The 20702-nt window shown below is 61.9% G+C and carries 24 protein-coding genes; 10 read left to right on the top strand and 14 right to left on the bottom strand.

Features of this window, described 5'->3' with window-relative positions:
• Nucleotides 1-24: 24 nt before the first annotated feature.
• Together aat and trxB are read right to left on the bottom strand one after the other, a co-directional pair.
• Nucleotides 25-705 (bottom strand): leucyl/phenylalanyl-tRNA--protein transferase, encoded by a 681-nt coding sequence (gene aat, locus HFK74_RS31115; RefSeq protein WP_008062023.1) that lies wholly within the window; start codon nt 703-705, stop codon nt 25-27.
• Nucleotides 706-768: 63 nt separating this feature from the next.
• Nucleotides 769-1728: a thioredoxin-disulfide reductase gene (gene trxB, locus HFK74_RS31120; protein WP_180206868.1), complete on the bottom strand. Its 960-nt coding sequence runs from the start codon at nt 1726-1728 to the stop codon at nt 769-771.
• Nucleotides 1729-2033: 305 nt separating this feature from the next.
• On the opposite strand from trxB, the gene HFK74_RS31125 reads away from it, so the two are divergent.
• From HFK74_RS31125 to cysG, 6 genes are all read left to right on the top strand, one after another.
• Nucleotides 2034-4442, top strand: a complete 2409-nt coding sequence (locus HFK74_RS31125; RefSeq protein WP_180206869.1) for a DNA translocase FtsK — start codon at nt 2034-2036, stop codon at nt 4440-4442.
• Between the two features lie 68 nt (nt 4443-4510).
• Nucleotides 4511-5134 (top strand): outer membrane lipoprotein chaperone LolA, encoded by a 624-nt coding sequence (gene lolA, locus HFK74_RS31130; protein ID WP_008062032.1) that lies wholly within the window; start codon nt 4511-4513, stop codon nt 5132-5134.
• Between the two features lie 141 nt (nt 5135-5275).
• Complete coding sequence (locus HFK74_RS31135) at nt 5276-6598, top strand: replication-associated recombination protein A (RefSeq protein ID WP_180206870.1); 1323 nt, start codon at nt 5276-5278, stop codon at nt 6596-6598.
• Nucleotides 6598-6972, top strand: a complete 375-nt coding sequence (crcB, locus tag HFK74_RS31140) for a fluoride efflux transporter CrcB (RefSeq protein ID WP_008062037.1) — start codon at nt 6598-6600, stop codon at nt 6970-6972. Before HFK74_RS31135 ends, crcB begins: the two co-directional genes overlap by 1 nt.
• A gap of 15 nt (nt 6973-6987) precedes the next feature.
• A complete protein-coding gene (gene serS / locus HFK74_RS31145; RefSeq protein WP_180206871.1) occupies nt 6988-8268 on the top strand; it encodes a serine--tRNA ligase in 1281 nt (426 codons plus the stop codon).
• The gene (gene cysG, locus HFK74_RS31150) at nt 8269-9663 is read left to right on the top strand and encodes a siroheme synthase CysG (RefSeq protein ID WP_180206872.1); all 1395 of its coding nucleotides are present in this window, start codon (nt 8269-8271) and stop codon (nt 9661-9663) included.
• Between the two features lie 117 nt (nt 9664-9780).
• Here the strand turns inward: cysG and HFK74_RS31155 are convergent, their stop codons facing one another.
• The 9 genes from HFK74_RS31155 to HFK74_RS31195 all read right to left on the bottom strand — a co-directional run bounded on the left by HFK74_RS31155 (nt 9781) and on the right by HFK74_RS31195 (nt 14775).
• Nucleotides 9781-10779, bottom strand: coding sequence for a glutathione S-transferase family protein (locus HFK74_RS31155; protein WP_180206873.1), 999 nt, complete (start codon nt 10777-10779; stop codon nt 9781-9783).
• A gap of 90 nt (nt 10780-10869) precedes the next feature.
• Nucleotides 10870-11871 (bottom strand): glycosyl transferase family protein, encoded by a 1002-nt coding sequence (locus HFK74_RS31160; protein ID WP_180206874.1) that lies wholly within the window; start codon nt 11869-11871, stop codon nt 10870-10872.
• Nucleotides 11868-12203, bottom strand: a complete 336-nt coding sequence (locus tag HFK74_RS31165; RefSeq protein WP_008062047.1) for a TusE/DsrC/DsvC family sulfur relay protein — start codon at nt 12201-12203, stop codon at nt 11868-11870. Before HFK74_RS31165 ends, HFK74_RS31160 begins: the two co-directional genes overlap by 4 nt.
• Nucleotides 12200-12493, bottom strand: a complete 294-nt coding sequence (gene tusB / locus HFK74_RS31170; RefSeq protein ID WP_180206875.1) for a sulfurtransferase complex subunit TusB — start codon at nt 12491-12493, stop codon at nt 12200-12202. Before tusB ends, HFK74_RS31165 begins: the two co-directional genes overlap by 4 nt.
• Nucleotides 12493-12855, bottom strand: coding sequence for a sulfurtransferase complex subunit TusC (gene tusC / locus HFK74_RS31175; RefSeq protein ID WP_180206876.1), 363 nt, complete (start codon nt 12853-12855; stop codon nt 12493-12495). The genes tusB and tusC overlap by 1 nt, the downstream gene beginning before the upstream one ends.
• 1 nt (nt 12856) lies before the next feature.
• Nucleotides 12857-13249 (bottom strand): sulfurtransferase complex subunit TusD, encoded by a 393-nt coding sequence (tusD, locus tag HFK74_RS31180; RefSeq protein ID WP_180206894.1) that lies wholly within the window; start codon nt 13247-13249, stop codon nt 12857-12859.
• 198 nt (nt 13250-13447) lie between these two features.
• The gene (locus HFK74_RS31185; RefSeq protein ID WP_180206877.1) at nt 13448-14152 is read right to left on the bottom strand and encodes a YoaK family protein; all 705 of its coding nucleotides are present in this window, start codon (nt 14150-14152) and stop codon (nt 13448-13450) included.
• A gap of 24 nt (nt 14153-14176) precedes the next feature.
• Nucleotides 14177-14506, bottom strand: a complete 330-nt coding sequence (locus tag HFK74_RS31190; protein ID WP_180206878.1) for a DUF6388 family protein — start codon at nt 14504-14506, stop codon at nt 14177-14179.
• A 2-nt stretch (nt 14507-14508) separates the two neighbouring features.
• Entirely contained in the window at nt 14509-14775 is a 267-nt protein-coding gene (locus HFK74_RS31195) for a hypothetical protein (protein ID WP_180206879.1), read from the bottom strand.
• 148 nt (nt 14776-14923) lie between these two features.
• Between HFK74_RS31195 and HFK74_RS31200 the strand changes: the two genes are divergently transcribed.
• Entirely contained in the window at nt 14924-15274 is a 351-nt protein-coding gene (locus HFK74_RS31200; RefSeq protein WP_180206880.1) for a hypothetical protein, read from the top strand.
• A gap of 100 nt (nt 15275-15374) precedes the next feature.
• Here HFK74_RS31200 and HFK74_RS31205 read toward each other — a convergent pair whose 3' ends face one another.
• Complete coding sequence (locus HFK74_RS31205; protein ID WP_180206881.1) at nt 15375-15800, bottom strand: N-acetyltransferase; 426 nt, start codon at nt 15798-15800, stop codon at nt 15375-15377.
• A gap of 145 nt (nt 15801-15945) precedes the next feature.
• Between HFK74_RS31205 and HFK74_RS31210 the strand changes: the two genes are divergently transcribed.
• Nucleotides 15946-16383, top strand: coding sequence for a hemerythrin domain-containing protein (locus HFK74_RS31210; protein WP_180206882.1), 438 nt, complete (start codon nt 15946-15948; stop codon nt 16381-16383).
• A gap of 106 nt (nt 16384-16489) precedes the next feature.
• Here HFK74_RS31210 and HFK74_RS31215 read toward each other — a convergent pair whose 3' ends face one another.
• Nucleotides 16490-17002 (bottom strand): methylated-DNA--[protein]-cysteine S-methyltransferase, encoded by a 513-nt coding sequence (locus tag HFK74_RS31215; protein ID WP_180206883.1) that lies wholly within the window; start codon nt 17000-17002, stop codon nt 16490-16492.
• 135 nt (nt 17003-17137) lie between these two features.
• Here HFK74_RS31215 and ggt point away from each other — a divergent pair, with 135 nt between their 5' ends.
• Together ggt and HFK74_RS31225 are read left to right on the top strand one after the other, a co-directional pair.
• On the top strand, nt 17138-18865 hold the full coding sequence (ggt, locus tag HFK74_RS31220) for a gamma-glutamyltransferase (RefSeq protein ID WP_180206884.1): 1728 nt from the start codon (nt 17138-17140) through the stop codon (nt 18863-18865).
• A 69-nt stretch (nt 18866-18934) separates the two neighbouring features.
• The gene (locus HFK74_RS31225; RefSeq protein ID WP_180206885.1) at nt 18935-19468 is read left to right on the top strand and encodes a cysteine hydrolase family protein; all 534 of its coding nucleotides are present in this window, start codon (nt 18935-18937) and stop codon (nt 19466-19468) included.
• 189 nt (nt 19469-19657) lie between these two features.
• Here HFK74_RS31225 and HFK74_RS31230 read toward each other — a convergent pair whose 3' ends face one another.
• Nucleotides 19658-20560 carry a LysR family transcriptional regulator gene (locus tag HFK74_RS31230; RefSeq protein WP_180206886.1) on the bottom strand — a complete coding sequence of 301 codons (903 nt, stop codon included), beginning with the start codon at nt 20558-20560 and terminating at the stop codon, nt 19658-19660.
• Nucleotides 20561-20702: the final 142 nt, after the last annotated feature.

Below are 20702 nucleotides of genomic sequence, written 5' to 3' on the forward strand. Positions count from 1 at the left end.
GTAAGCCACGCGGACCAAAGTCGCTCAGCAAACCCAGGTCGCGCGATTGGGCTGGTCCAGATGCCGTGCCAGGTAATCGGCAAACACCCGGCGTGGAATCGCTCGCGCACCCAGGCTGTGCAAATGATCGGTGGGCATCTGGCAGTCGATGAGCACGAAACCCGAGTCTTTCAGATGTCGCACCAGTGTGGCAAAGCCAAATTTCGAGGCGTTGTCGGCCAGGCTGAACATGGACTCGCCGAAAAACAGCTGGCCCATCGCCAGGCCATACAGCCCGCCCACCAGTTCATCCTGGTCCCAGACCTCCACCGAATGCGCATGGCCGCGCTTGTGCAGCTCGATGTAGGCGTCCTGCATGGCTTCGGTGATCCAGGTGCCGTCCGCATATTCCCGGGGGGCGGCGCAGGCGCGGATGACCGCGGCAAAATCCTGGTCGAAGGTCACCTGGTAGCGTTGTTGGCGCAGCAGTTTGTTCAGGCTGCGGGACACGTGCAGTTCATCGGGAAACAGCACGGTGCGTGGGTCCGGCGACCACCAGAGAATCGGCTGGCCCTCGGAAAACCAGGGGAAGCAACCATGGCGGTAGGCCTGGATCAGTCGATCGGCGGACAGGTCGCCACCGGCTGCCAGCAATCCATTGGGATCGCGCATGGCCTTTTCCAGCGCCGGGAACGTCAGGGTGTTGCGTTGTAACCAGGTCAGCATGGCATCAGGGCTTACAGAAGGGGAGGGCGATGGCGGGCGTCGGGCCCGCCGTGAAGTGTGCCGTCAAACGGCGGGAATGTCGTCGAGGTATTTTTCCGCGTCCAGGGCGGCCATGCAGCCGGCGCCGGCGGAGGTGACGGCCTGGCGATAGACGTGATCGGCGACGTCACCCGCGGCAAATACGCCTTCGATGGCGGTGGCTGTCGCATTGCCTTCGCTGCCACCGTTGACCAGCAGATAGCCGTCACGCATCTCCAGTTGGCCGGCGAACAGGTCGGTATTGGGCTTGTGACCGATGGCGATGAACACGCCGGTCAGCGCAAGCTCGCTGATGGCGCCGCTATGACTGTCGCGCAGGCGTGCGCCGGTCACGCCGCTGGCATCGCCCAGCACCTCGTCCAGATTCTGGTTCCAGTGCAGGCGAATATTGCCCTTGGCGGCTTTTTCGAAGAGTTTGTCCTGGAGAATCTTTTCCGCGCGCAACTTGTCGCGACGGTGAATCAGATGGACTTCGCTGGCAATATTCGACAGGTAGAGCGCCTCTTCAACGGCGGTATTGCCTCCGCCCACCACCGCGACCACCTGGTTGCGATAGAAGAAGCCGTCGCAGGTCGCGCAGGCCGAAACCCCTTTGCCGGCAAAGGTCTCTTCCGAGGGCAGCCCCAGGTACTGTGCCGAGGCGCCAGTGGCGATAATCAGCGCGTCGCAAGTGTAAGTGCCGCTGTCACCGATGAGTTCGAAGGGTCGCTGTTGCAACTTGGCGGTATGGATATGGTCGTAGACAATCTCGGTGGCAAAGCGCTCGGCGTGTTTTTGCATGCGCTCCATCAGGACCGGGCCGGTCAGGCCTTCGACATCGCCGGGCCAGTTATCGACTTCCACGGTGGTGGTGAGCTGGCCACCTGCCTGTATGCCGGTAATGACAACAGGCTTGAGGTTGGCGCGAGCGGCATACACGGCTGCGCTGTAACCCGCGGGGCCGGAACCGAGGATGATCAGGCGGGAATGCTTCGCTACACTCATAAAAACACCTCATAAGCCTTTGTCACAAAAGAGAATGCGTGCTCAAATTGAGTCGCACGTAATGTGCTGTTGACTATGCTACACCCAAGAGTTGCCAGCATGGCATCGTACGTACAAACCCGTACAATGCCTGGCTGTAACAGTGTTTGTAACAAAATAGGCATCGCGTTTCGTGTTTATGAAAACCGGTGCGCAGTGTTAAAAGTAGTCCCGGTTACGCCTGTTAACTTTTTTACCTGCCTGGATTGGGCAGTTTTATAGTCATTCAACAGATGGACGCGCCCTTGGCGCAGGAAAAACAGGTTTTGAAGAAATCCACCGCAGCACCCAAGACAGTTGTTCCACTCTGGCGTCAGCACCTGCACTACCGCCTCAAGGAAGGTGCATTGATCGCCATCGGTGCGCTGTGCCTGTTCCTGATGATGGCCTTGCTGACCTATGGCAAGGATGATCCGGGCTGGAGCCATAACAGCAAGATCGACGACGTTCAGAACTTCGGCGGCCCGGCAGGCTCCTACAGCGCCGATATCCTGTTCATGGTGCTCGGTTACTTTGCCTATATCTTCCCGCTGTTGCTGGCGATCAAGGCCTATCAGATCTTCCGCCAGCGCCACGAGCCGTGGGAGTGGAGCGGCTGGCTGTTTTCCTGGCGCTTGATCGGCCTGGTGTTCCTGGTACTGTCCGGCGCCGCGCTGGCGCACATCCATTTCCATGCCGCGACCGGCCTGCCGGCAGGCGCCGGCGGAGCGCTGGGCGAGAGCCTTGGCGACCTGGCGAAGAACGCACTGAACATCCAGGGCAGCACGCTGCTGTTCATCGCCCTGTTCCTGTTCGGTCTCACGGTGTTCACCGACCTGTCATGGTTCAAGGTGATGGACGTTACCGGCAAGATCACCCTCGACCTGTTCGAACTGTTCCAGGGCGCCGCCAATCGCTGGTGGGCGGCCCGTACCGAGCGCAAGCAACTTGTCGCGCAACTGCGTGAAGTCGATGAGCGCGTGCACGATGTGGTTGCGCCGACCGTCACCGACAAGCGTGAACAGGCCAAGGTCAAGGAACGCCTGATCGAGCGCGAGCAGGCCCTGAGCAAGCACATGTCCGAGCGCGAGAAGCAGGTGCCGCCGGTGATCGCCCCGGCGCCACCCAAGCCGCCAGCGCCGAGCAAGCGTGTGGAGAAAGAGAAACAGGCGCCGTTGTTCGTCGACAGCGCCGTGGAAGGCACCTTGCCGCCGATCTCGATTCTCGACCCGGCGGAAAAGAAACAACTCAATTACTCGCCTGAATCCCTGGCGGCCGTCGGCCACCTCCTGGAAATCAAGCTCAAGGAATTCGGCGTCGAAGTCACCGTGGATTCGATCCACCCGGGTCCGGTGATTACCCGTTACGAGATCCAGCCAGCGGCCGGGGTCAAGGTCAGCCGTATCTCCAACCTGGCGAAAGACCTGGCGCGTTCCCTGGCCGTGACCAGTGTGCGGGTGGTGGAAGTGATTCCGGGCAAGACCACGGTCGGTATCGAGATTCCCAACGAAGACCGGCAGATCGTGCGTTTCTCCGAAGTGCTGTCGACCCCCGAGTACGACAACTTCAAGTCCCCGGTAACCCTGGCCCTGGGCCATGACATCGGCGGCAAGCCGGTGATCACTGACCTGGCGAAGATGCCGCACCTGCTGGTGGCCGGTACCACCGGTTCCGGTAAGTCGGTGGGGGTGAACGCGATGATCCTGTCGATCCTGTTCAAGTCTGGCCCGGATGACGCCAAGCTGATCATGATCGACCCGAAAATGCTTGAACTGTCGATCTACGAAGGCATTCCGCACCTGCTGTGCCCGGTGGTGACCGACATGAAGGACGCCGCCAACGCCCTGCGCTGGAGCGTTGCCGAGATGGAGCGACGGTACAAGCTGATGGCGAAGATGGGCGTGCGTAACCTGTCCGGCTTCAACGCCAAGGTCAAGGAAGCCCAGGACGCCGGCGAGCCGTTGAGCGACCCGCTGTACAAGCGCGAAAGCATCCACGACGAAGCGCCATTGCTGCAGAAGCTGCCGACCATCGTGGTGGTGGTCGACGAATTCGCCGACATGATGATGATCGTCGGCAAGAAGGTTGAAGAACTGATCGCCCGTATTGCCCAGAAGGCGCGTGCGGCGGGCATCCACCTGATCCTCGCGACCCAGCGTCCGTCGGTGGACGTGATCACCGGTCTGATCAAGGCCAACATCCCGACGCGCATGGCGTTCCAGGTGTCGAGCAAGATCGACTCGCGGACCATCATCGACCAAGGTGGCGCCGAGCAATTGCTGGGTCACGGTGACATGTTGTACATGCCGCCGGGTACCAGCCTGCCGATCCGGGTTCACGGCGCGTTCGTGTCCGACGACGAGGTTCACCGCGTGGTCGAAGCCTGGAAACTGCGCGGTGCGCCGGAATACAACGACGACATCCTCAACGGTGTCGAAGAGGCCGGCAGCGGCTTTGAAGGCAGCAGCGGTGGCGGCGACGGCGATGATCCCGAGGCCGACGCGCTGTATGACGAAGCGGTGCAGTTCGTCCTGGAAAGCCGTCGCGCGTCCATCTCCGCGGTTCAGCGCAAGCTGAAGATCGGCTACAACCGCGCCGCACGCATGATCGAAGCCATGGAAATGGCCGGGGTCGTGACGTCCATGAACACCAACGGTTCGCGTGAAGTCCTGGCCCCTGGCCCGGTACGCGACTGACCCGATACTGAAAAGGGGCGGCGCCTCAAGGCGCTGCCCGCACTCCCACGAATGTTATGAGGACTCCCATGCGTCTGATCCGCATGCTGTTGCTGCCGGTACTGGCTTTGAGCACGCTCTCGGCCCACGCCGATGACAAGGACGTGGCACGCCTGACCCAATTGCTGGAAAAATCCCAGACCCTGACCGCGCGTTTCTCCCAGCTGACCCTGGATGGCACCGGTACCCAGTTGCAGGAAACCGCCGGCGAGATGTCGCTGCAGCGCCCGGGCCTGTTCTATTGGCACACCAATGCGCCTGCCGAGCAGACCATGGTCTCCGACGGTAAAAAGGTCACCCTGTGGGACCCGGACCTGGAGCAGGCCACCATCAAGAACCTCGATCAGCGCCTGACCCAGACGCCCGCGCTGCTGCTGTCCGGTGACGTGTCGAAGATCAGCCAGAGCTTCGACATCAGCGCCAAGGAAGCCGGCGGCGTGATCGACTTCACCTTGAAGCCGAAAACCAAGGACACCCTGTTCGACAGCCTGCGCCTGTCGTTCCGCAATGGCCTGGTCAATGACATGCAGCTGATCGACAGTGTCGGCCAGCGCACCAATATCCTGTTCACCGGGGTGAAGGCCAACGAGCCGATCCCGGCCTCCAAGTTCAAGTTCGACATTCCCAAGGGTGCGGACGTGATCCAGGAATAAAACACAAAACCCTGTAGGAGTGAGCCTGCTCGCGATAGCGTTGGGTCAGTCAACATTGATGTTGAATGTAATGCCGCCATCGCGAGCAGGCTCGCTCCCACAGGGTATGGTGTTTGGCTAAGTGAGGTTTCATAAGTTGTGATGGACCTGTTTCGCAGTGCCCCGATCGCCCAGCCCCTGGCCGCCCGCTTGCGCGCGACCAACCTGGACGAGTATGTCGGTCAGGAACACGTGCTCGCTCGCGGCAAGCCCTTGCGCGAAGCGCTGGAGCAGGGTGCCCTGCATTCGATGATTTTCTGGGGGCCGCCGGGGGTGGGCAAGACCACCCTGGCGCGGTTGCTCGCGGAAGTCTCGGAAGCGCATTTCGAAACGGTGTCGGCGGTGCTTGCCGGCGTGAAGGAAATCCGTCAGGCGGTGGAAATCGCCAAGCAGCAGGCCGCCCAGTACGGCCGACGGACGATTCTGTTCGTCGATGAAGTGCACCGCTTCAACAAGTCCCAGCAGGATGCGTTCCTGCCGTATGTCGAGGACGGCACGCTGATTTTCATCGGCGCGACCACGGAAAACCCTTCCTTCGAACTCAATAACGCCTTGCTGTCCCGTGCACGGGTCTACGTGCTCAAAAGCCTCGACGAAACCGCGTTGCGCAAGCTGGTGCACCGCGCGCTGACCGAAGAGCGCGGCCTGGGCAAGCGCAACCTGAGCCTCAGCGACGAGGGCTTCCAGATGCTGCTGTCGGCCGCCGATGGCGATGGCCGGCGCTTGCTCAATCTGCTGGAAAACGCCTCGGACCTGGCCGAAGACAACAGCGAGATCGGCACCGATCTTCTGCAAAGCCTGCTCGGTGATACCCGTCGGCGTTTCGACAAGGGTGGCGAAGCGTTCTACGACCAGATCTCCGCGCTGCACAAATCCGTGCGCGGCTCCAACCCCGACGGCGCGTTGTACTGGTTCGCGCGCATGATCGATGGCGGTTGCGACCCGCTGTACCTGGCCCGGCGCGTGGTGCGCATGGCCAGCGAAGACATCGGCAATGCCGACCCACGCGCGCTGAGCCTGTGCCTGGCGGCGTGGGAAGTGCAGGAGCGCCTCGGCAGCCCCGAAGGCGAACTGGCGGTGGCGCAGGCCATCACCTATCTGGCCTGTGCGCCGAAAAGCAACGCGGTGTACATGGGCTTCAAGACCGCACTGCGTGCCGCTGCCGAGCACGGCTCGCTCGAAGTGCCGCTGCACCTGCGCAATGCGCCGACCAAGCTGATGAAGCAGCTCGGCTACGGCGACGAATACCGTTATGCCCATGACGAACCCGATGCCTACGCCGCCGGGGAAGACTACTTCCCGGAAGAACTCGACCCTATCCCGTTCTATCAGCCGGTGCCCCGTGGCCTGGAGCTGAAGATTGGCGAAAAGCTCAATCACCTGGCGAAACTTGACCGTTTGAGCCCCCGGCAGCGGAGAAAATAGTGCTTCCCTTGATCCTTGCGGTTTCCGCCGGCGGTGTGGCCGGCACCTTGCTACGCTTTGCCACCGGCAACTGGATCAACGCTAATTGGCCGCGGCACTTCTATACCGCGACGCTGGCCGTTAATATCGTCGGCTGTTTGCTGATCGGCGTTTTATACGGTCTGTTTTTGCTACGCCCGGAGGTGCCGATCGAGGTGCGCGCCGGGTTGATCGTCGGCTTCCTCGGAGGGCTGACGACTTTTTCATCCTTTTCACTGGATACGGTGCGCCTGCTGGAAAGCGGGCAGGTGCCGCTGGCCCTGGGCTATGCTGCCATCAGCGTATTCGGCGGGCTGCTCGCCACCTGGGCCGGCCTGTCCTTGACCAAACTTTGATAACGAGAGACCGACATGCTCGATTCCAAACTGTTACGTAGCAACCTTCAGGACGTAGCGGACCGCCTGGCATCCCGTGGCTTTACCCTGGATGTCGCGCGCATCGAAGCGCTGGAAGAACAGCGCAAGACCGTCCAGACCCGCACCGAAGCCCTGCAGGCTGAACGTAACGCGCGCTCCAAATCCATCGGTCAGGCCAAGCAGCGCGGTGAAGACATCGCGCCGTTGATGGCGGACGTCGAGCGCATGGCGGGCGAGTTGGGTGCCGGTAAAACCGAACTGGATGCGATCCAGACCGAGCTGGACTCGATCGTGCTGGGTATCCCCAACCTGCCGCACGAATCGGTGCCGATCGGCGAAGACGAAGACGGCAACGTCGAAGTGCGCCGCTGGGGCACGCCGACCGCGTTCGAATTCCCGGTGCAGGACCACGTCGCCCTGGGCGAGAAGTTCGGCTGGCTGGATTTCGAAACCGCCGCCAAGCTGTCCGGCGCGCGCTTTGCGTTGCTGCGTGGCCCGATCGCCCGCCTGCACCGCGCCCTGGCGCAGTTCATGATCAACCTGCACGTCACCGAGCACGGCTACGAAGAGGCCTACACGCCTTATCTGGTCCAGGCTCCGGCGCTGCAAGGCACCGGTCAACTGCCGAAATTCGAAGAAGACCTGTTCAAGATCGCGCGCGAAGGCGAAGCCGACCTGTACCTGATCCCGACCGCCGAAGTGTCGCTGACCAACATCGTCGCCGGCGAAATCGTCGATTCGAAACTGCTGCCGATCAAGTTCGTTGCTCACACGCCGTGCTTCCGCAGTGAAGCCGGTGCGTCGGGTCGCGACACCCGCGGCATGATCCGCCAGCACCAGTTCGACAAGGTCGAGATGGTGCAGATCGTCGAGCCGTCGACCTCGATGGATGCACTGGAAGGCCTGGTCGCCAACGCCGAGAAAGTCCTGCAACTGCTGGAACTGCCTTTCCGCACCATCGCCCTGTGCACCGGCGACATGGGCTTCAGCGCGGTCAAGACCTACGACCTGGAAGTGTGGATTCCGAGCCAGGACAAATACCGCGAAATCTCGTCGTGCTCCAACTGCGGCGACTTCCAGGCCCGCCGCATGCAGGCGCGTTTCCGCAACCCGGAAACCGGCAAGCCGGAACTGGTACACACCCTGAACGGTTCCGGCCTGGCGGTCGGTCGTACCCTGGTGGCGGTGCTGGAAAACTACCAGCAGGCCGACGGCTCGATCCGTGTGCCTGAGGTGCTCAAGCCGTACATGGGTGGCCTTGAGGTCATCGGCTAAATGAACTATCTGCCGCTGTTCCATAACCTTCGCGGCAGTCGTGTGTTGGTCGTCGGTGGGGGGGAAATAGCCTTGCGCAAATCCCGCCTGCTGGCCGATGCCGGTGCGCTGCTGCGGGTGGTCGCACCTGAAATCGAAACGCAGCTGCGCGAACTGGTCACCGCCAGCGCTGGCGAGTGCCTGACGCGCGGTTACGTCGAGGTGGATCTGGACGGTTGCGTGCTGATCATTGCCGCCACCGACGACGAAGCGCTCAATGCCCAAGTGTCCGCCGATGCCCATCGGCGTTGTGTGCCGGTCAATGTGGTGGACGCGCCGGCCTTGTGCAGCGTGATCTTCCCGGCCATCGTCGACCGTTCGCCGCTGATCATTGCCGTGTCCAGCGGTGGCGATGCGCCGGTGCTGGCGCGTTTGATCCGTGCCAAGATCGAAACCTGGATTCCTTCGACCTACGGCCAATTGGCTGGCCTGGCGGCGGGTTTCCGTCACCAGGTGAAAAAGCTGTTCCCGGACGTGCAGCAACGTCGCGCGTTCTGGGAAGACGTGTTCCAGGGCCCGATTGCCGACCGGCAACTGGCCGGGCAGGGCGGTGAAGCCGAGCGTTTGCTGCAGGCGAAAATCGCTGGAGAAGCGCCGGTGGCCACCGGTGAGGTGTATCTGGTGGGCGCCGGTCCTGGCGACCCGGACCTGTTGACCTTCCGTGCCTTGCGCCTGATGCAGCAAGCCGACGTGGTGCTGTACGACCGCTTGGTGGCACCGGCGATTCTCGAGTTGTGCCGGCGCGATGCCGAGCGTGTCTACGTCGGCAAACGCCGCGCCGATCACGCCGTGCCGCAGGACCAGATCAACCAGCAGTTGGTCGACCTGGCGAAGCAAGGCAAGCGTGTGGTGCGGTTGAAGGGTGGCGATCCGTTCATCTTCGGCCGTGGCGGTGAAGAGATCGAGGAACTGGCGGCCCATGGCATCCCGTTCCAGGTCGTACCGGGCATCACGGCGGCCAGCGGTTGCGCGGCCTACGCCGGGATACCGCTGACTCACCGTGATTACGCACAGTCGGTGCGGTTCATTACCGGCCACCTGAAGGACGGTTCCACCGATCTGCCGTGGGCCGACCTGGTCGCGCCGGCGCAGACCCTGGTGTTCTACATGGGGCTGGTGGGCTTGCCGAGCATCTGCGAGCAGTTGATCAAGCATGGTCGCGGCGCCGATACCCCGGCGGCGTTGATCCAGCAGGGCACGACGGTCAATCAGCGGGTGTTCACCGGCACCCTGGCGGACCTGCCACGGCTGGTGGCGGAGCATGAAGTGCATGCGCCGACGTTGGTGATCGTGGGTGAAGTGGTGCAACTGCGCGAGAAACTGGCGTGGTTTGAAGGGGCTCAATCACAAGTCTGAGCACCGCGTTGCAGCCATCGCCAGCAGGCTGGCTCCCACAGGGGATTTGTGAAACGACACAGATCAAATGTGGGAGCCAGCCTGCTGGCGATGGGGCCCTCAAAACCTGCAAATATCTCAGGCCTTGCGCCAAACCCCTTTCCCGCTCAACCGCTCCCGATCATGGGCCACGGTGAAATCCTGCTGCGGCCCCTTGGGCACAATCCCCGTCGGGTTGATGGTCTTGTGGCTGCCGTAGTAATGGTTTTTGATGTGTTCGAAATCCACCGTCTCGGCAATCCCCGGCCACTGGTAGATCTCCCGCAGCCAGTTCGACAGGTTCGGATAATCGGCAATGCGCCGCAGGTTGCACTTGAAGTGCCCGTAATACACCGCGTCGAAACGAATCAGCGTGGTGAACAGGCGGATGTCCGCTTCGGTCAGGTACTCGCCGGTCAGGTAGCGATTGGCACTTAACAACTGCTCCAGCCGATCCAGTTCTGCGAACAGTTCATCGAAGGCTTGTTCATAAGCGGATTGCGAGGTGGCAAACCCGGCGCGGTATACGCCGTTGTTCACTGCCGGATAGATCCGTTCGTTCAGCGCATCGATTTCGCTGCGCAACGGTGGCGGATAGAAATCCAGGCCATTGCCGGTCAGCTCATCAAAGGCGCCATTGAACATGCGGATGATTTCCGCCGACTCATTGTTGACGATGCGTTTTTGCTGTTTGTCCCAGAGCACCGGCACCGTGACGCGACCGGTGTAGTCGGCGGTATCGGCGGTGTAGCGCTGGTGCATGAAGTCAAAGTGATCGAGTTTGTCGCCGGTGGAGCCGTGGGACTTGTCGAAGGTCCAGCCGTTCTCGAGCATCAGGTAGCTGACCACCGATACATCGATCAGGCTTTCCAGACCCTTGAGTTTGCGCAGGATCAGCGTGCGATGGGCCCAGGGACAGGCGAGGGACTCGTAGAGGTGATAGCGCCCAGGCTCGGCGGCAAAACCACCGATGCCAGTGGGGCCGGGTTGGCCGTCTGCGGTGACCCAGTTGCGACGCTGCGCCTGTTCACGCTGGAACGTGCCGTCCTTGCTTTCGTACCATTTGTCCTGCCAGCGACCTTCAACTAACAAACCCATGTCCGAGACTCCTCAACCGATAAGCGTTGGAGAGGAGTCTATGCTGATAGGTTCGATAAAATAGCGCAAAGTTTGCCGGGTTATGATCGACTAAATCGATTTATCTCGCGCATCCCAGTACTGCTGGGCGGTCTCGAACGCCTGCTCGCGGCTCTGGCCGAGGCCGCGCAGCGCCAGGGCCATGGTCGAGATCAGGGCCATTTGCGGGTAGCTGTCCACCACGTCGCCGCGCCATACCGCCTTGAGATGCGCCGGTTCCAGGCTGGCGGGTTTGACGTGGCGCTGACTTGACAGTTGCGGCCACTCCTCATCCCAGCTCTCGCCACCGCTGGTGCCGTACAAGTGGCTGTCGGCGTCCGGGTTGATCTCGATTTCGCCGCCATCGCCCTTGACCACGATTGCGGTGTCGCCGAGCAGGCCGCTGGCATCGCGATGCACCGCCTGGTAGCCGGGGTGGAAGATGCTCTGCAGGCCGCAACGGGCGCCCAGCGGGTTGAGGATTCGCGCCAGCGAGTGGATCGGCGAGCGCAGGCCGAGGGTGTTGCGCAGGTCGATCATGCGTTGCAGTTGCGGTGCCCAGTCCACCAACGGCATGAAGGCCAGGCCACCATTGTCCAGCGCCTCGCCCACCTGCAGCCAGTCGCGGCACAACGGGATGTTCAGTTCATCGAGCAATTGTTCGCTGTAGAGCCTGCCTGCGGTGTGCGCGCCGCCGCCGTGCATGAACACCCGCACGCCGTTCTGCGCCAGGCACTTGGCCGCCAGCAGGTACCACGGCAGATGCCGCTTCTTGCCGGCATAGGTCGGCCAGTCGAGGTCGACCGCCAGTGCCGGCGCTTGCAAGCGTTCGCGCAGGGCCTCGGTAAAGCCGGCCATTTCCTGCGCGCTTTCTTCCTTGTGGCGCAACAGCATCAGGAAGGCGCCGAGCTGGGTGTCCTCGACCTTGTCGTCGAGCACCATGCCCATGGCGGCGCGGGCTTCTTCACGCGTCAGGTCGCGGGCGCCACGCTTGCCTTTGCCGAGGATGCGCACGAATTGGGCGAACGGGTGCTCGGCAGGCGTTTCGAGGGTCAACGCTGGGTAGTCGGTCATAAGCAATTCGTCGGTTTGGGCAGGCCCGCCAGTTTCGCGGCGAGTTTGGCAGGGGTGCCTTTGAACAGTCGGTTCAGGTGCAGGCTGTTGCCTTTGTCCGGGCCGAGTTTCAATGCGGTGTACTTGATCAGCGGCCGGGTGGCCGGCGACAGCTGGAATTCGGCGTAGAAGCTGCGCAGCAGTTCGAGGATTTCCCAGTGCTCGGGGCTCAACTCGATGTCTTCGGCAGCGGCCAGGGCACTGGCGACGTCCGCCGACCAGTCACTGAGCTCCAGCAGGAAACCGTCCTTGTCCAGCTCGATGGCGCGCGCGCCGACCGTCAATACATTCATAGCCAGCTGTTGACCTTGTCGTGGCGGATCGACAGTTCGACGAAGGCCGGATAATCGACAGCCGTTGCCCAGTCCGGAACATCGACAGCCCGGGCCTGGGCATCTTCGGCCAGAACGTAGAGGGTCAGGCCGCGGGCATTCAGCGCCGTGAAAGGTGCGGTGCCCGGCTGCAGGGCATAGGCCGCGTCACCGCACAGCAGCAGCGCGTCGCGGGTGCCGATCACACGCAGGCAACTGTTCAGGCGGTCGTCGCCGAACGGGGAATGAGACAACACATGCAAAGTCGACATCAGAGGGTGATCACCTGGTCGTAACGGTCAATGAGTGCAGTGATTTCGTGGGCGGCCAACACTTGAGCTTCCTCCAGCGCCAGGGCGCCAGGGTCCAGGCCACGTTCGGCAGCGCTGTCGGCACAGACAAACAGTTCTTCGACGCCGAACATCGGCAGTGCCTGCAGGTTGGCGCTCAGGTCTTTCTGTTGCAATGCCTTGGCGTTCTGGTTCGAGGCGAGCTGGAACACGCCGTCGTCGAGGAACAGCAGGCCGATCGGCAGATCGAAGGCACCGCCCGCCAGGACGATGTCCAGCGCTTCCCGCGCGCCCGGACCGGACCAGGGCGACTGGCGGCTGATGATCAGCAAGGATTTGGCCATGTCACGCACCTCCGAAGCAGATCAGGCGGTCAGCGTCTTGCACCGCATCATGCAACTGGCCAAGCCCGGACAATTCCCACGGCGCGCCGACGGCGACAGCCTCGCGCTGGTAGCGCTTGGCTTCTTCTTCGTTCAACACCCCACGGCGCAAGGCGGCGGCGATGCACACCACGCCATCGAGCTGGTTTTCGCCGACGAAGGCGCGCCATTGTTTGGGTAAGTCCTGCTCGTCCTGGGGCGTGACCACGCTGCTGGAGGCGTTGTAGACGCCATCCTGGTAGAAAAACAGCCGGACAATCTCATGCCCGCCGGCGAGCAGCGCCTGGGCGAACAGCAAGGCGCGGCGCGAGGAGGGCGCATGGGCGGCGGAAAATACGGCGATGGCGAACTTCATGGCGGACTCGATCAGCGAAACTGCGGCCATGATAAAGCTTTATCGGCGGGGCGGCTAAATCGATGTCGCCTGGGCGGGCCTCTTCGCTGGCAAGCCAGCTCCTACAGGGACTGCGTCGATCACAAAATTGCCGATCGCCGAAGATCTAATGTAGGAGCTGGCTTGCCAGCGAAGGGGCCCGCTCAGGCAACCCAACAATCAGCGCGGCATATACCCCAACTGCCACCGCCGCGGGATCTTCAACGACAACACCCCCAGCGCAGCCGCCAGCAACCCGCTGGCAAACAGCGCCTTGAGCCCGAAGTGATGTTCCAGCACGGCGCCCAGTACCGCGCCGGCGAACATGCCGGTCCAGGGGATCAGTTGCACGCGCCAACCGCTGCGCCGCTCGCCGAGCATCCAGCGCCCCAGTCCGCGGCCGAAGCGCGACAGGGCGCCGGTCACATAGGTCAGGCCGACCGGCAGGCCGTTGACCTCTTCCACGGCGGCATTGAGCATGCCCATGGCGATGATGGCCGCCAGCAGGGCGGGCAGTTGCGAGTCATAGGGCCAGGCCGCGGCGGCGCACAGCAGGGCGGCAATGCACAACAGCAAGGGCAGTGACCGGCGCCCGCCCAGGCGGCTGACGATAATGCCCAGCGCATTGCCAACGATGAAGGTGGCGATGAGGATCACCAGGCGCAGGGTCAACCCCAGGTCGCCGACACTGATGGCGACGGCCATTCGCGTGGTGTTGCCGCTCATGAACGAGACGAAATCGCCGCTGGCCATGAAACCGATCGCGTCGGTCATGCCGGCCAGCACCGAGAGCATCGCCACCAGGCTCAGGCCGATGCGCCCGCGCCATTTCTGGGTGTGGAGGTGTCCGGGGCTGGCGTGGGTCTTCGAGGGGGTGGGCAGCATCGATGCAGGGATCCTTCGGCAGGGTTACGGTTCTATCCCGTACAGGTCGCAATACTCCAGCCAACCCATGCCGGCCATTTCCGCGACTTCCCGGTGCACTTCCAGGCGCTGGGCCTGATAGTCCTCAGGTGTGTTGGCGGTCAGTTGCAGCGTCAGCTCCCAGGCAAACAAACCGAGGCGCTCGGCCTCGGCTTCAAAGGCCTCGTGCAAACGCTCATCGCGAAACTGCTCGAGGGTTTCGCCCTTGGCCTGGGCCAGCAGGGGGTTGAGGTGGTCGAGTTCGTCGCGCAGTCCGGGACGTTCGTCGAGAAACTTTGCCAGTGCCTGTTCGTGTTTCTGCTCGGGTGCCGCCATGGTCACTCCTTGGGAACGGATGACGCAGATTGCTTCTTGCCGGCCTTGGCCGCTGCCGCCAGGCACTCGAGGGCAAACTGCTCGGTATAAGTCATCTGGATCGGTGTGGTTTGGCCCTTGACGGTTCTTTCGCCCTCAAGGATGTAACGAATTCGTTTGTCGGTGACGCCGATTCGCTTGGCGATCCAGGAAGGTGTCTGACCGATCTGGCTGATCAGCTTGTCGGCATATTCAGTGGTCGGTTTGTAAAACTCGGCGTTGGGTGTCATGGGGCTTCCAGTGAAAATTGCGATACAGCGCGATTGGCGCGACAGGGTGCGCGAATCGTCACGCGATGTCGCGGGTTAAATGAAGTAAAGCAGAACGATACGCGCTGCCACGGTGATACAGTCCGCTTTTTCCTGATGAGTGAATGCAATGCGAATTCTGATGGTGGCGCTGGCCGTCACCTTGCTGGCGGGATGCGCGGGCTCGGCGATGAACGATGCTCGTACCAAGGCCCCGTACAAGACCTTGAACTCCGACAAGCCGGCCAAGGACGTCGCCCAGTGCGTGCAGTTTTCCTGGCAGGACGAAGGGGTGTTCGGCGTTGATGCTGCCGCGTACCTGGAACCGGGAGAAAAGGGTGGCACCACCGTCTATACCCGCTCGGCGGAATCCTTTGTCGACGTGACCACCGATGCCTCGGGCACCGTATTGAGTTACTACGCGCAGCAGGACGACTTTGTCGCCAAGCGCCGCCTGGCGGCACTGGCTACCTGCCTCTGATCTGACGTTGTCCCCCCCTTGTAGGAGCCCGGCTTGCCGGCGAAGGCGTCTTCGAATCCGCCTTCGCCGGCAAGCCGGCTCCTACAGAGGGGCGTTGTGATCAGTAGCCCAGGCGCTTCTGGAAGAAGAAGTGCTTGTACCCCGGCGGATAGTCGGCGATGTGGCCGATCTCGCTGTAGCCGCATTTGCGGTAGAACTCCGGTGCCTGGAACTCGAAGGTATCGAGCCACAATCCGACGCACTTCCTCTCCCGCGCCAGGTCTTCGGCCATCTGCATCAGCTTCGTGCCCATGCCCTGTCCCCGGGCCTGCTCCGGCACCGACAGCAGGTCGATGAACATCCACTGGTAAAACAACCTGGCGTAAAGGCCGCCGAGGATCACATCGTTTTCGTCGCGCACCAGCAGGGCAATCTGTTCGGGTACGGCACCGTCGGCCTTCGAGGCATTGTAGGCGCGCAGCGGCAGCAGGATGGCCTGGCGCTCTTCTTCCGTGGGGGTGGGCGAAAACTCTATTCGCAGGTTCATGGCTATGTCCTTATGGCAGTGAATCGGCAGCCTATCGTGGTTACCGCGATTGATCCATCACCCCCGGCGAGTGGAACCGTCGCCAATGCGCAGCGGTCACTTGTTGAGACGCGCCATTCCCGAGTGCGACCGATGAGGACATTCCGTGAATATTTTCGAAGCCTTGCGCGAAAGCCACGAACGCCAGCGTACCTACGCCAAAGCCCTGATCCGCACCAGCGGCGATACCCCCGAACGCGTCGACGCGTACAAGCAGCTCAAGTCGGAACTGCAGGCTCACGAAACCGCTGAAGAACGGCATTTCTACATCCCGCTGATGGAATTCGACAATGGCGTCGACCTCAGCCGCCATGCGATCGCAGAGCATCACGAGATGGATGAAATGATGGAAGAACTGGACGGCACCGAGATGTCCAGCCCGGGCTGGCTTGCGACCGCGAAGAAGTTGTCGGAGAAGGTTCATCACCATCTCGAGGAAGAAGAGCAGAAGTTCTTCCAGATGGCCGGCAAGTTGCTTGACGACAAGCAGAAAGAGTCGCTGGCGACTCAGTATGAAAAGGAATACAAGGCGCAGCTTGCTTGAGGAGGCCAGCGTCAGGCGTCTTCACCCATTCTGTAGGAGCTGGCTTGCCAGCGAAGCTTTTAGCGGCCTTGATGGCCCCTTCGCTGGCAAGCCAGCTCCTACAAGATCAGAAGCCTGGGAGGCGCGCGGTGCCGGGCCATTGGCCGCCTTCCAGCGTAAGCAACGTCTGCTTCGCCTCCAGCCCCCCGGCAAACCCGGTCAATTGCCCCGACGCGCCAATTACCCGATGGCAGGGCGCGATGATCGAAATCGGATTTTTGCCATTCGCCGCACCCACCGCCCGCATCGCGCTCGGGTTGCCGATCTGCTCGGCGATCTGGCTGTAGCTGCGGGTCTGGCCGAAGGGAATGGTCAGCAAGGCCATCCAGACCTTCTTCTGGAATTCGGTCCCGGCAAAATCAAGGTCAAGCTCGAACGTCTGGCGTGTGCCGGCGAAGTATTCGCGCAGCTGTTGCGCGGTGCACAGCAGGACCGGGTTGTCCGGCGCTTCAATCATCGGGCCGAGGCGCACCCGGCCCGGTTTGTCGTTTTCCCAGAGGATGGCCGCCAGACGTGAATCGTTGGCCACCAGCTTCAGCTCGCCGACCGGTGACGCCAGGGTGATGTAGGTGTAGGTCATGCCGCACGCATCGCGCAATTGCTGAACAGGCGTTAAGCATACTGCCTTGCCGGGGAGGCGCAATACGCAATCCCGACCATACTGCCTACTGCTCTTGAAGCGTTTTCCTACTTTAAAACAAAAAGAGACCGACTCATGAAGTACGAACCTTTTGCCAAATCGCTGATTGCGACGTCATTGGCGCTCAGCTGCCTGACAGCCCATGCGGCCTCCGTGGCCCCGGTTGCGGCCGAAAACGGCATGGTGGTCACCGCCCAGCATCTGGCCAGCCATGTGGGCGTGGATGTGCTGAAAAATGGCGGCAACGCGGTCGACGCCGCGGTTGCAGTGGGGTACGCGCTGGCGGTGGTGTATCCCGCGGCCGGTAACCTGGGTGGCGGCGGTTTCATGACCATTCAACTGGCCGACGGTCGCAAGACCTTCCTCGACTTCCGGGAAAAAGCCCCGCTGGCCGCCACCGCCGACATGTACCTCGACAAGGCGGGCAACGTCATCCCCGACCTGAGCACCCGCGGGCACCTGGCCGTCGGCGTGCCGGGCACCGTGTCCGGCATGGAGCTGGCATTGTCCAAATACGGCACCAAGCCGCGCAAGGAAGTGATCGCTCCGGCGATCAAGCTGGCGGAAGACGGGTTCGTGCTGGAACAGGGCGATGTCGAGTTGCTGGAGTACGCCACCGACGTGTTCAAGAAGGACATCAAGGATTCCGGCGCGATCTTCCTGAGCAATGGCGAGCCGATGCAGGTCGGGCAGAAGCTGGTGCAGAAAGACTTGGGCAAAACCCTGCGGGAAATCTCCGATAAAGGCGCCGACGGTTTCTACAAGGGCTGGGTCGCCGACGCCATCGTCACCTCCAGCCAGGCCAACAAGGGCATCATCACCCAGGCCGACCTCGACAAGTACAAGACCCGCGAGTTGGCGCCCATCGAGTGCGACTACCGCGGCTACCATGTGGTCTCGGCGCCGCCACCGAGCTCCGGTGGGGTGGTGATCTGCCAGATCATGAACATCCTCGAAGGCTATCCGATGAAGGATTTGGGCTACCACTCGGCCCAGGGCATGCACTACCAGATCGAAGCGATGCGCCACGCCTATGTGGACCGCAACAGCTACCTGGGCGACCCGGACTTCGTGAAAAACCCGATCGCGCATTTGCTCGACAAAAACTACGCGACCAAGCTGCGCGAAGCCATCCAGCCGCAAAAGGCCGGCGTCTCCAAGGATCTCAAGCCCGGCGTGGCGCCCCATGAGGGCAGCAACACCACCCATTACTCCATCGTCGACAAATGGGGCAACGCGGTGTCGGTGACCTACACCCTCAACGACTGGTTCGGTGCCGGGGTGATGGCGAGCAAGACCGGGGTCATCCTCAACGACGAAATGGACGACTTCACCTCGAAAGTCGGCGTGCCGAACATGTACGGCCTGGTACAGGGCGAGGCCAACGCCATCGCACCCGGCAAGGCGCCGCTGTCGTCCATGAGCCCGACCATTGTCACCAAGGACGGCAAAGTGGTGATGGTGGTCGGCACCCCCGGCGGCAGCCGCATCATCACCGCGACCCTGCTGACCATGCTTAACGTGATCGACTACGGCATGAACATCCAGGAAGCAGTCGATGCACCGCGTTTCCACCAGCAATGGCTGCCGGAGGAAACCAACCTGGAGACCTTCACCACCAGTCCCGACACGGTGAAGATCCTCGAAAGCTGGGGCCACAAGTTTGCCGGCCCGCAGGATGCCAACCACCTGGCGGCAATCCTGGTGGGCGCACCGTCGCTGGAGGGCAAGCCGGTGGGCAAGAACCGTTTCTACGGGGCCAACGATCCACGGCGTAATACCGGGTTGTCGCTGGGTTACTGATACTGACGATTGTGTTTGAATGGGGGGCGCACGCGTCCCCCGATTTTTCAACTCATCAAGGAAGGGATCATGACCACCGCACTGTTAATCATCGACGTTCAGCAGGCCCTGTGCTCCGGCGAGTACGAGTGCTTCGAGATCCAGCGCGTCATCGAAACGATCAATGGCCTCAGTGCCCGGGCGAGAAAAGCCGGCGTTGCGGTGGTGCTGATCCAGCATGAGGAAGAGGGCGACCTGTTGAAGCACGGCGCCCCAGGCTGGCAACTGGCCGAAGGGCTGAACACTTCACTCGCCGATCATCGCGTACGTAAAACCACCGGCGATTCGTTCTACCAGACAAACCTGCAGAAGCTGGTGCCGGTGCAAGACATCGAACGCCTGGTCATCTGTGGCCTGCAAACCGATTACTGCGTGAATGCAACCCTGCGCCAGGCGCATCAACTGGGCTACGACGTGGTGCTGGCCGCCGACGCGCATTCCACTGTCGACAATGGCAATACCAGGGCCGAAGACATCATTGCCGAACACAATAAGGATTGGGCCGACCTGAGCGGTTCGGTGGCGCGGATCGATGTGGTCCCGGCTGCTGAAATCCGCTTCTGAAAACACCACCACCCTTTGGTGAATGGATTTGTTGTGGTGAGGGGATTTATCCCCGTTGGGCTGCGCAGCAGCCCCAAAATCAGCTAGTGCAATTTATCTGTTATACCGCGGTGTCTGGTTTTGGGGGCTGCTGCGCAGCCCAACGGGGATAAATCCCCTCACCACAGAATATTGGGTGGGCTTCAGGATTCAGGGCGCGCCGAAGATATCGATCAGTTCATTGAGGAAGGCACTGACCAGGTCTCGCTGCCGCGCCGAGTGCCGCACCGCCGCATGAAACCCCACCTCGTAGCGCAGCAACTGCGGATTGAGCGGATGCAGCTGCCCCAGCTGTTCATGCCGGGCCGCATAATGCTGCGGCAGGAAACCCAGGTGTTGGCCGGACAGGATCAACAGGGCGGCCCCGTCCATGCTGTCGGTGAGCACGGTCAGGCGTTCGATCGAGGTCGGCGCCGGCATTTCCGGCAAGGGGTGGCTCGGCCAGACCCAGTCGTGGTGGCTGACATCCTCGCGGGTCAGCGCACCCACTTGCCCGAACAGCGGGTGTGACGGCGCGCAGTAGGCGATCTGGGTTTCCTGGAACAACGGGAAGTAGTCGATATTGGGCAAGCGATGCCAGAAATAACCGATCGCGAGATCGATATGGCCGTTGATGATTTTTTCTTCCAGGAGCGACGACGACAGCTCGGTGAAGTGAAAGTACAAACCCTCGTGCCGAGCCCTCAGGCGGGCAATGGCCAAGCCGATCTTGGTGTTTGCCACCGGGTCGATCTGCCCCAGCAGGCCGACGTTGATGTTGCCCGAGACCTTGCGGTTGATGTGCTGCACCTCAACCCTGAAGCCCTCGGCGGCGGCCAGTAACCGGCGCGCCGCCTCGACGAACTGACCGCCCTTGGGCGTCACGGAAAATCCGCCGCGACCGCGTTCGCACAGGCGGAAACCCACCCGTGCCTCCAGCGTCGCCAACTGTGCGCTGATGGTCGGTTGCGTGGTGTTGAGGGCGGTTTGCGCCGCCGAAATCCCGCCGGCCTCGACCACCGTGAGAAATACCCGGATCAGGCGCAGATCCAGCTCCGTTACAGTTCCCAGCATGGGGGCTCCCGTGACTCGATTACATTGACGCCGATCTATGTGAACAGTGCGTCGTGGATATTTTAAGGCGCAGGCCAACGCCATACATTGCAGGGAAAGCAGGGTCATCGTCAGCTTTTTCTGGAGAATCGACCGCTGCGCT

The sequence above is a fragment of the Pseudomonas sp. SbOxS1 genome (genome assembly GCF_013416725.1).
GTDB lineage: Bacteria > Pseudomonadota > Gammaproteobacteria > Pseudomonadales > Pseudomonadaceae > Aquipseudomonas.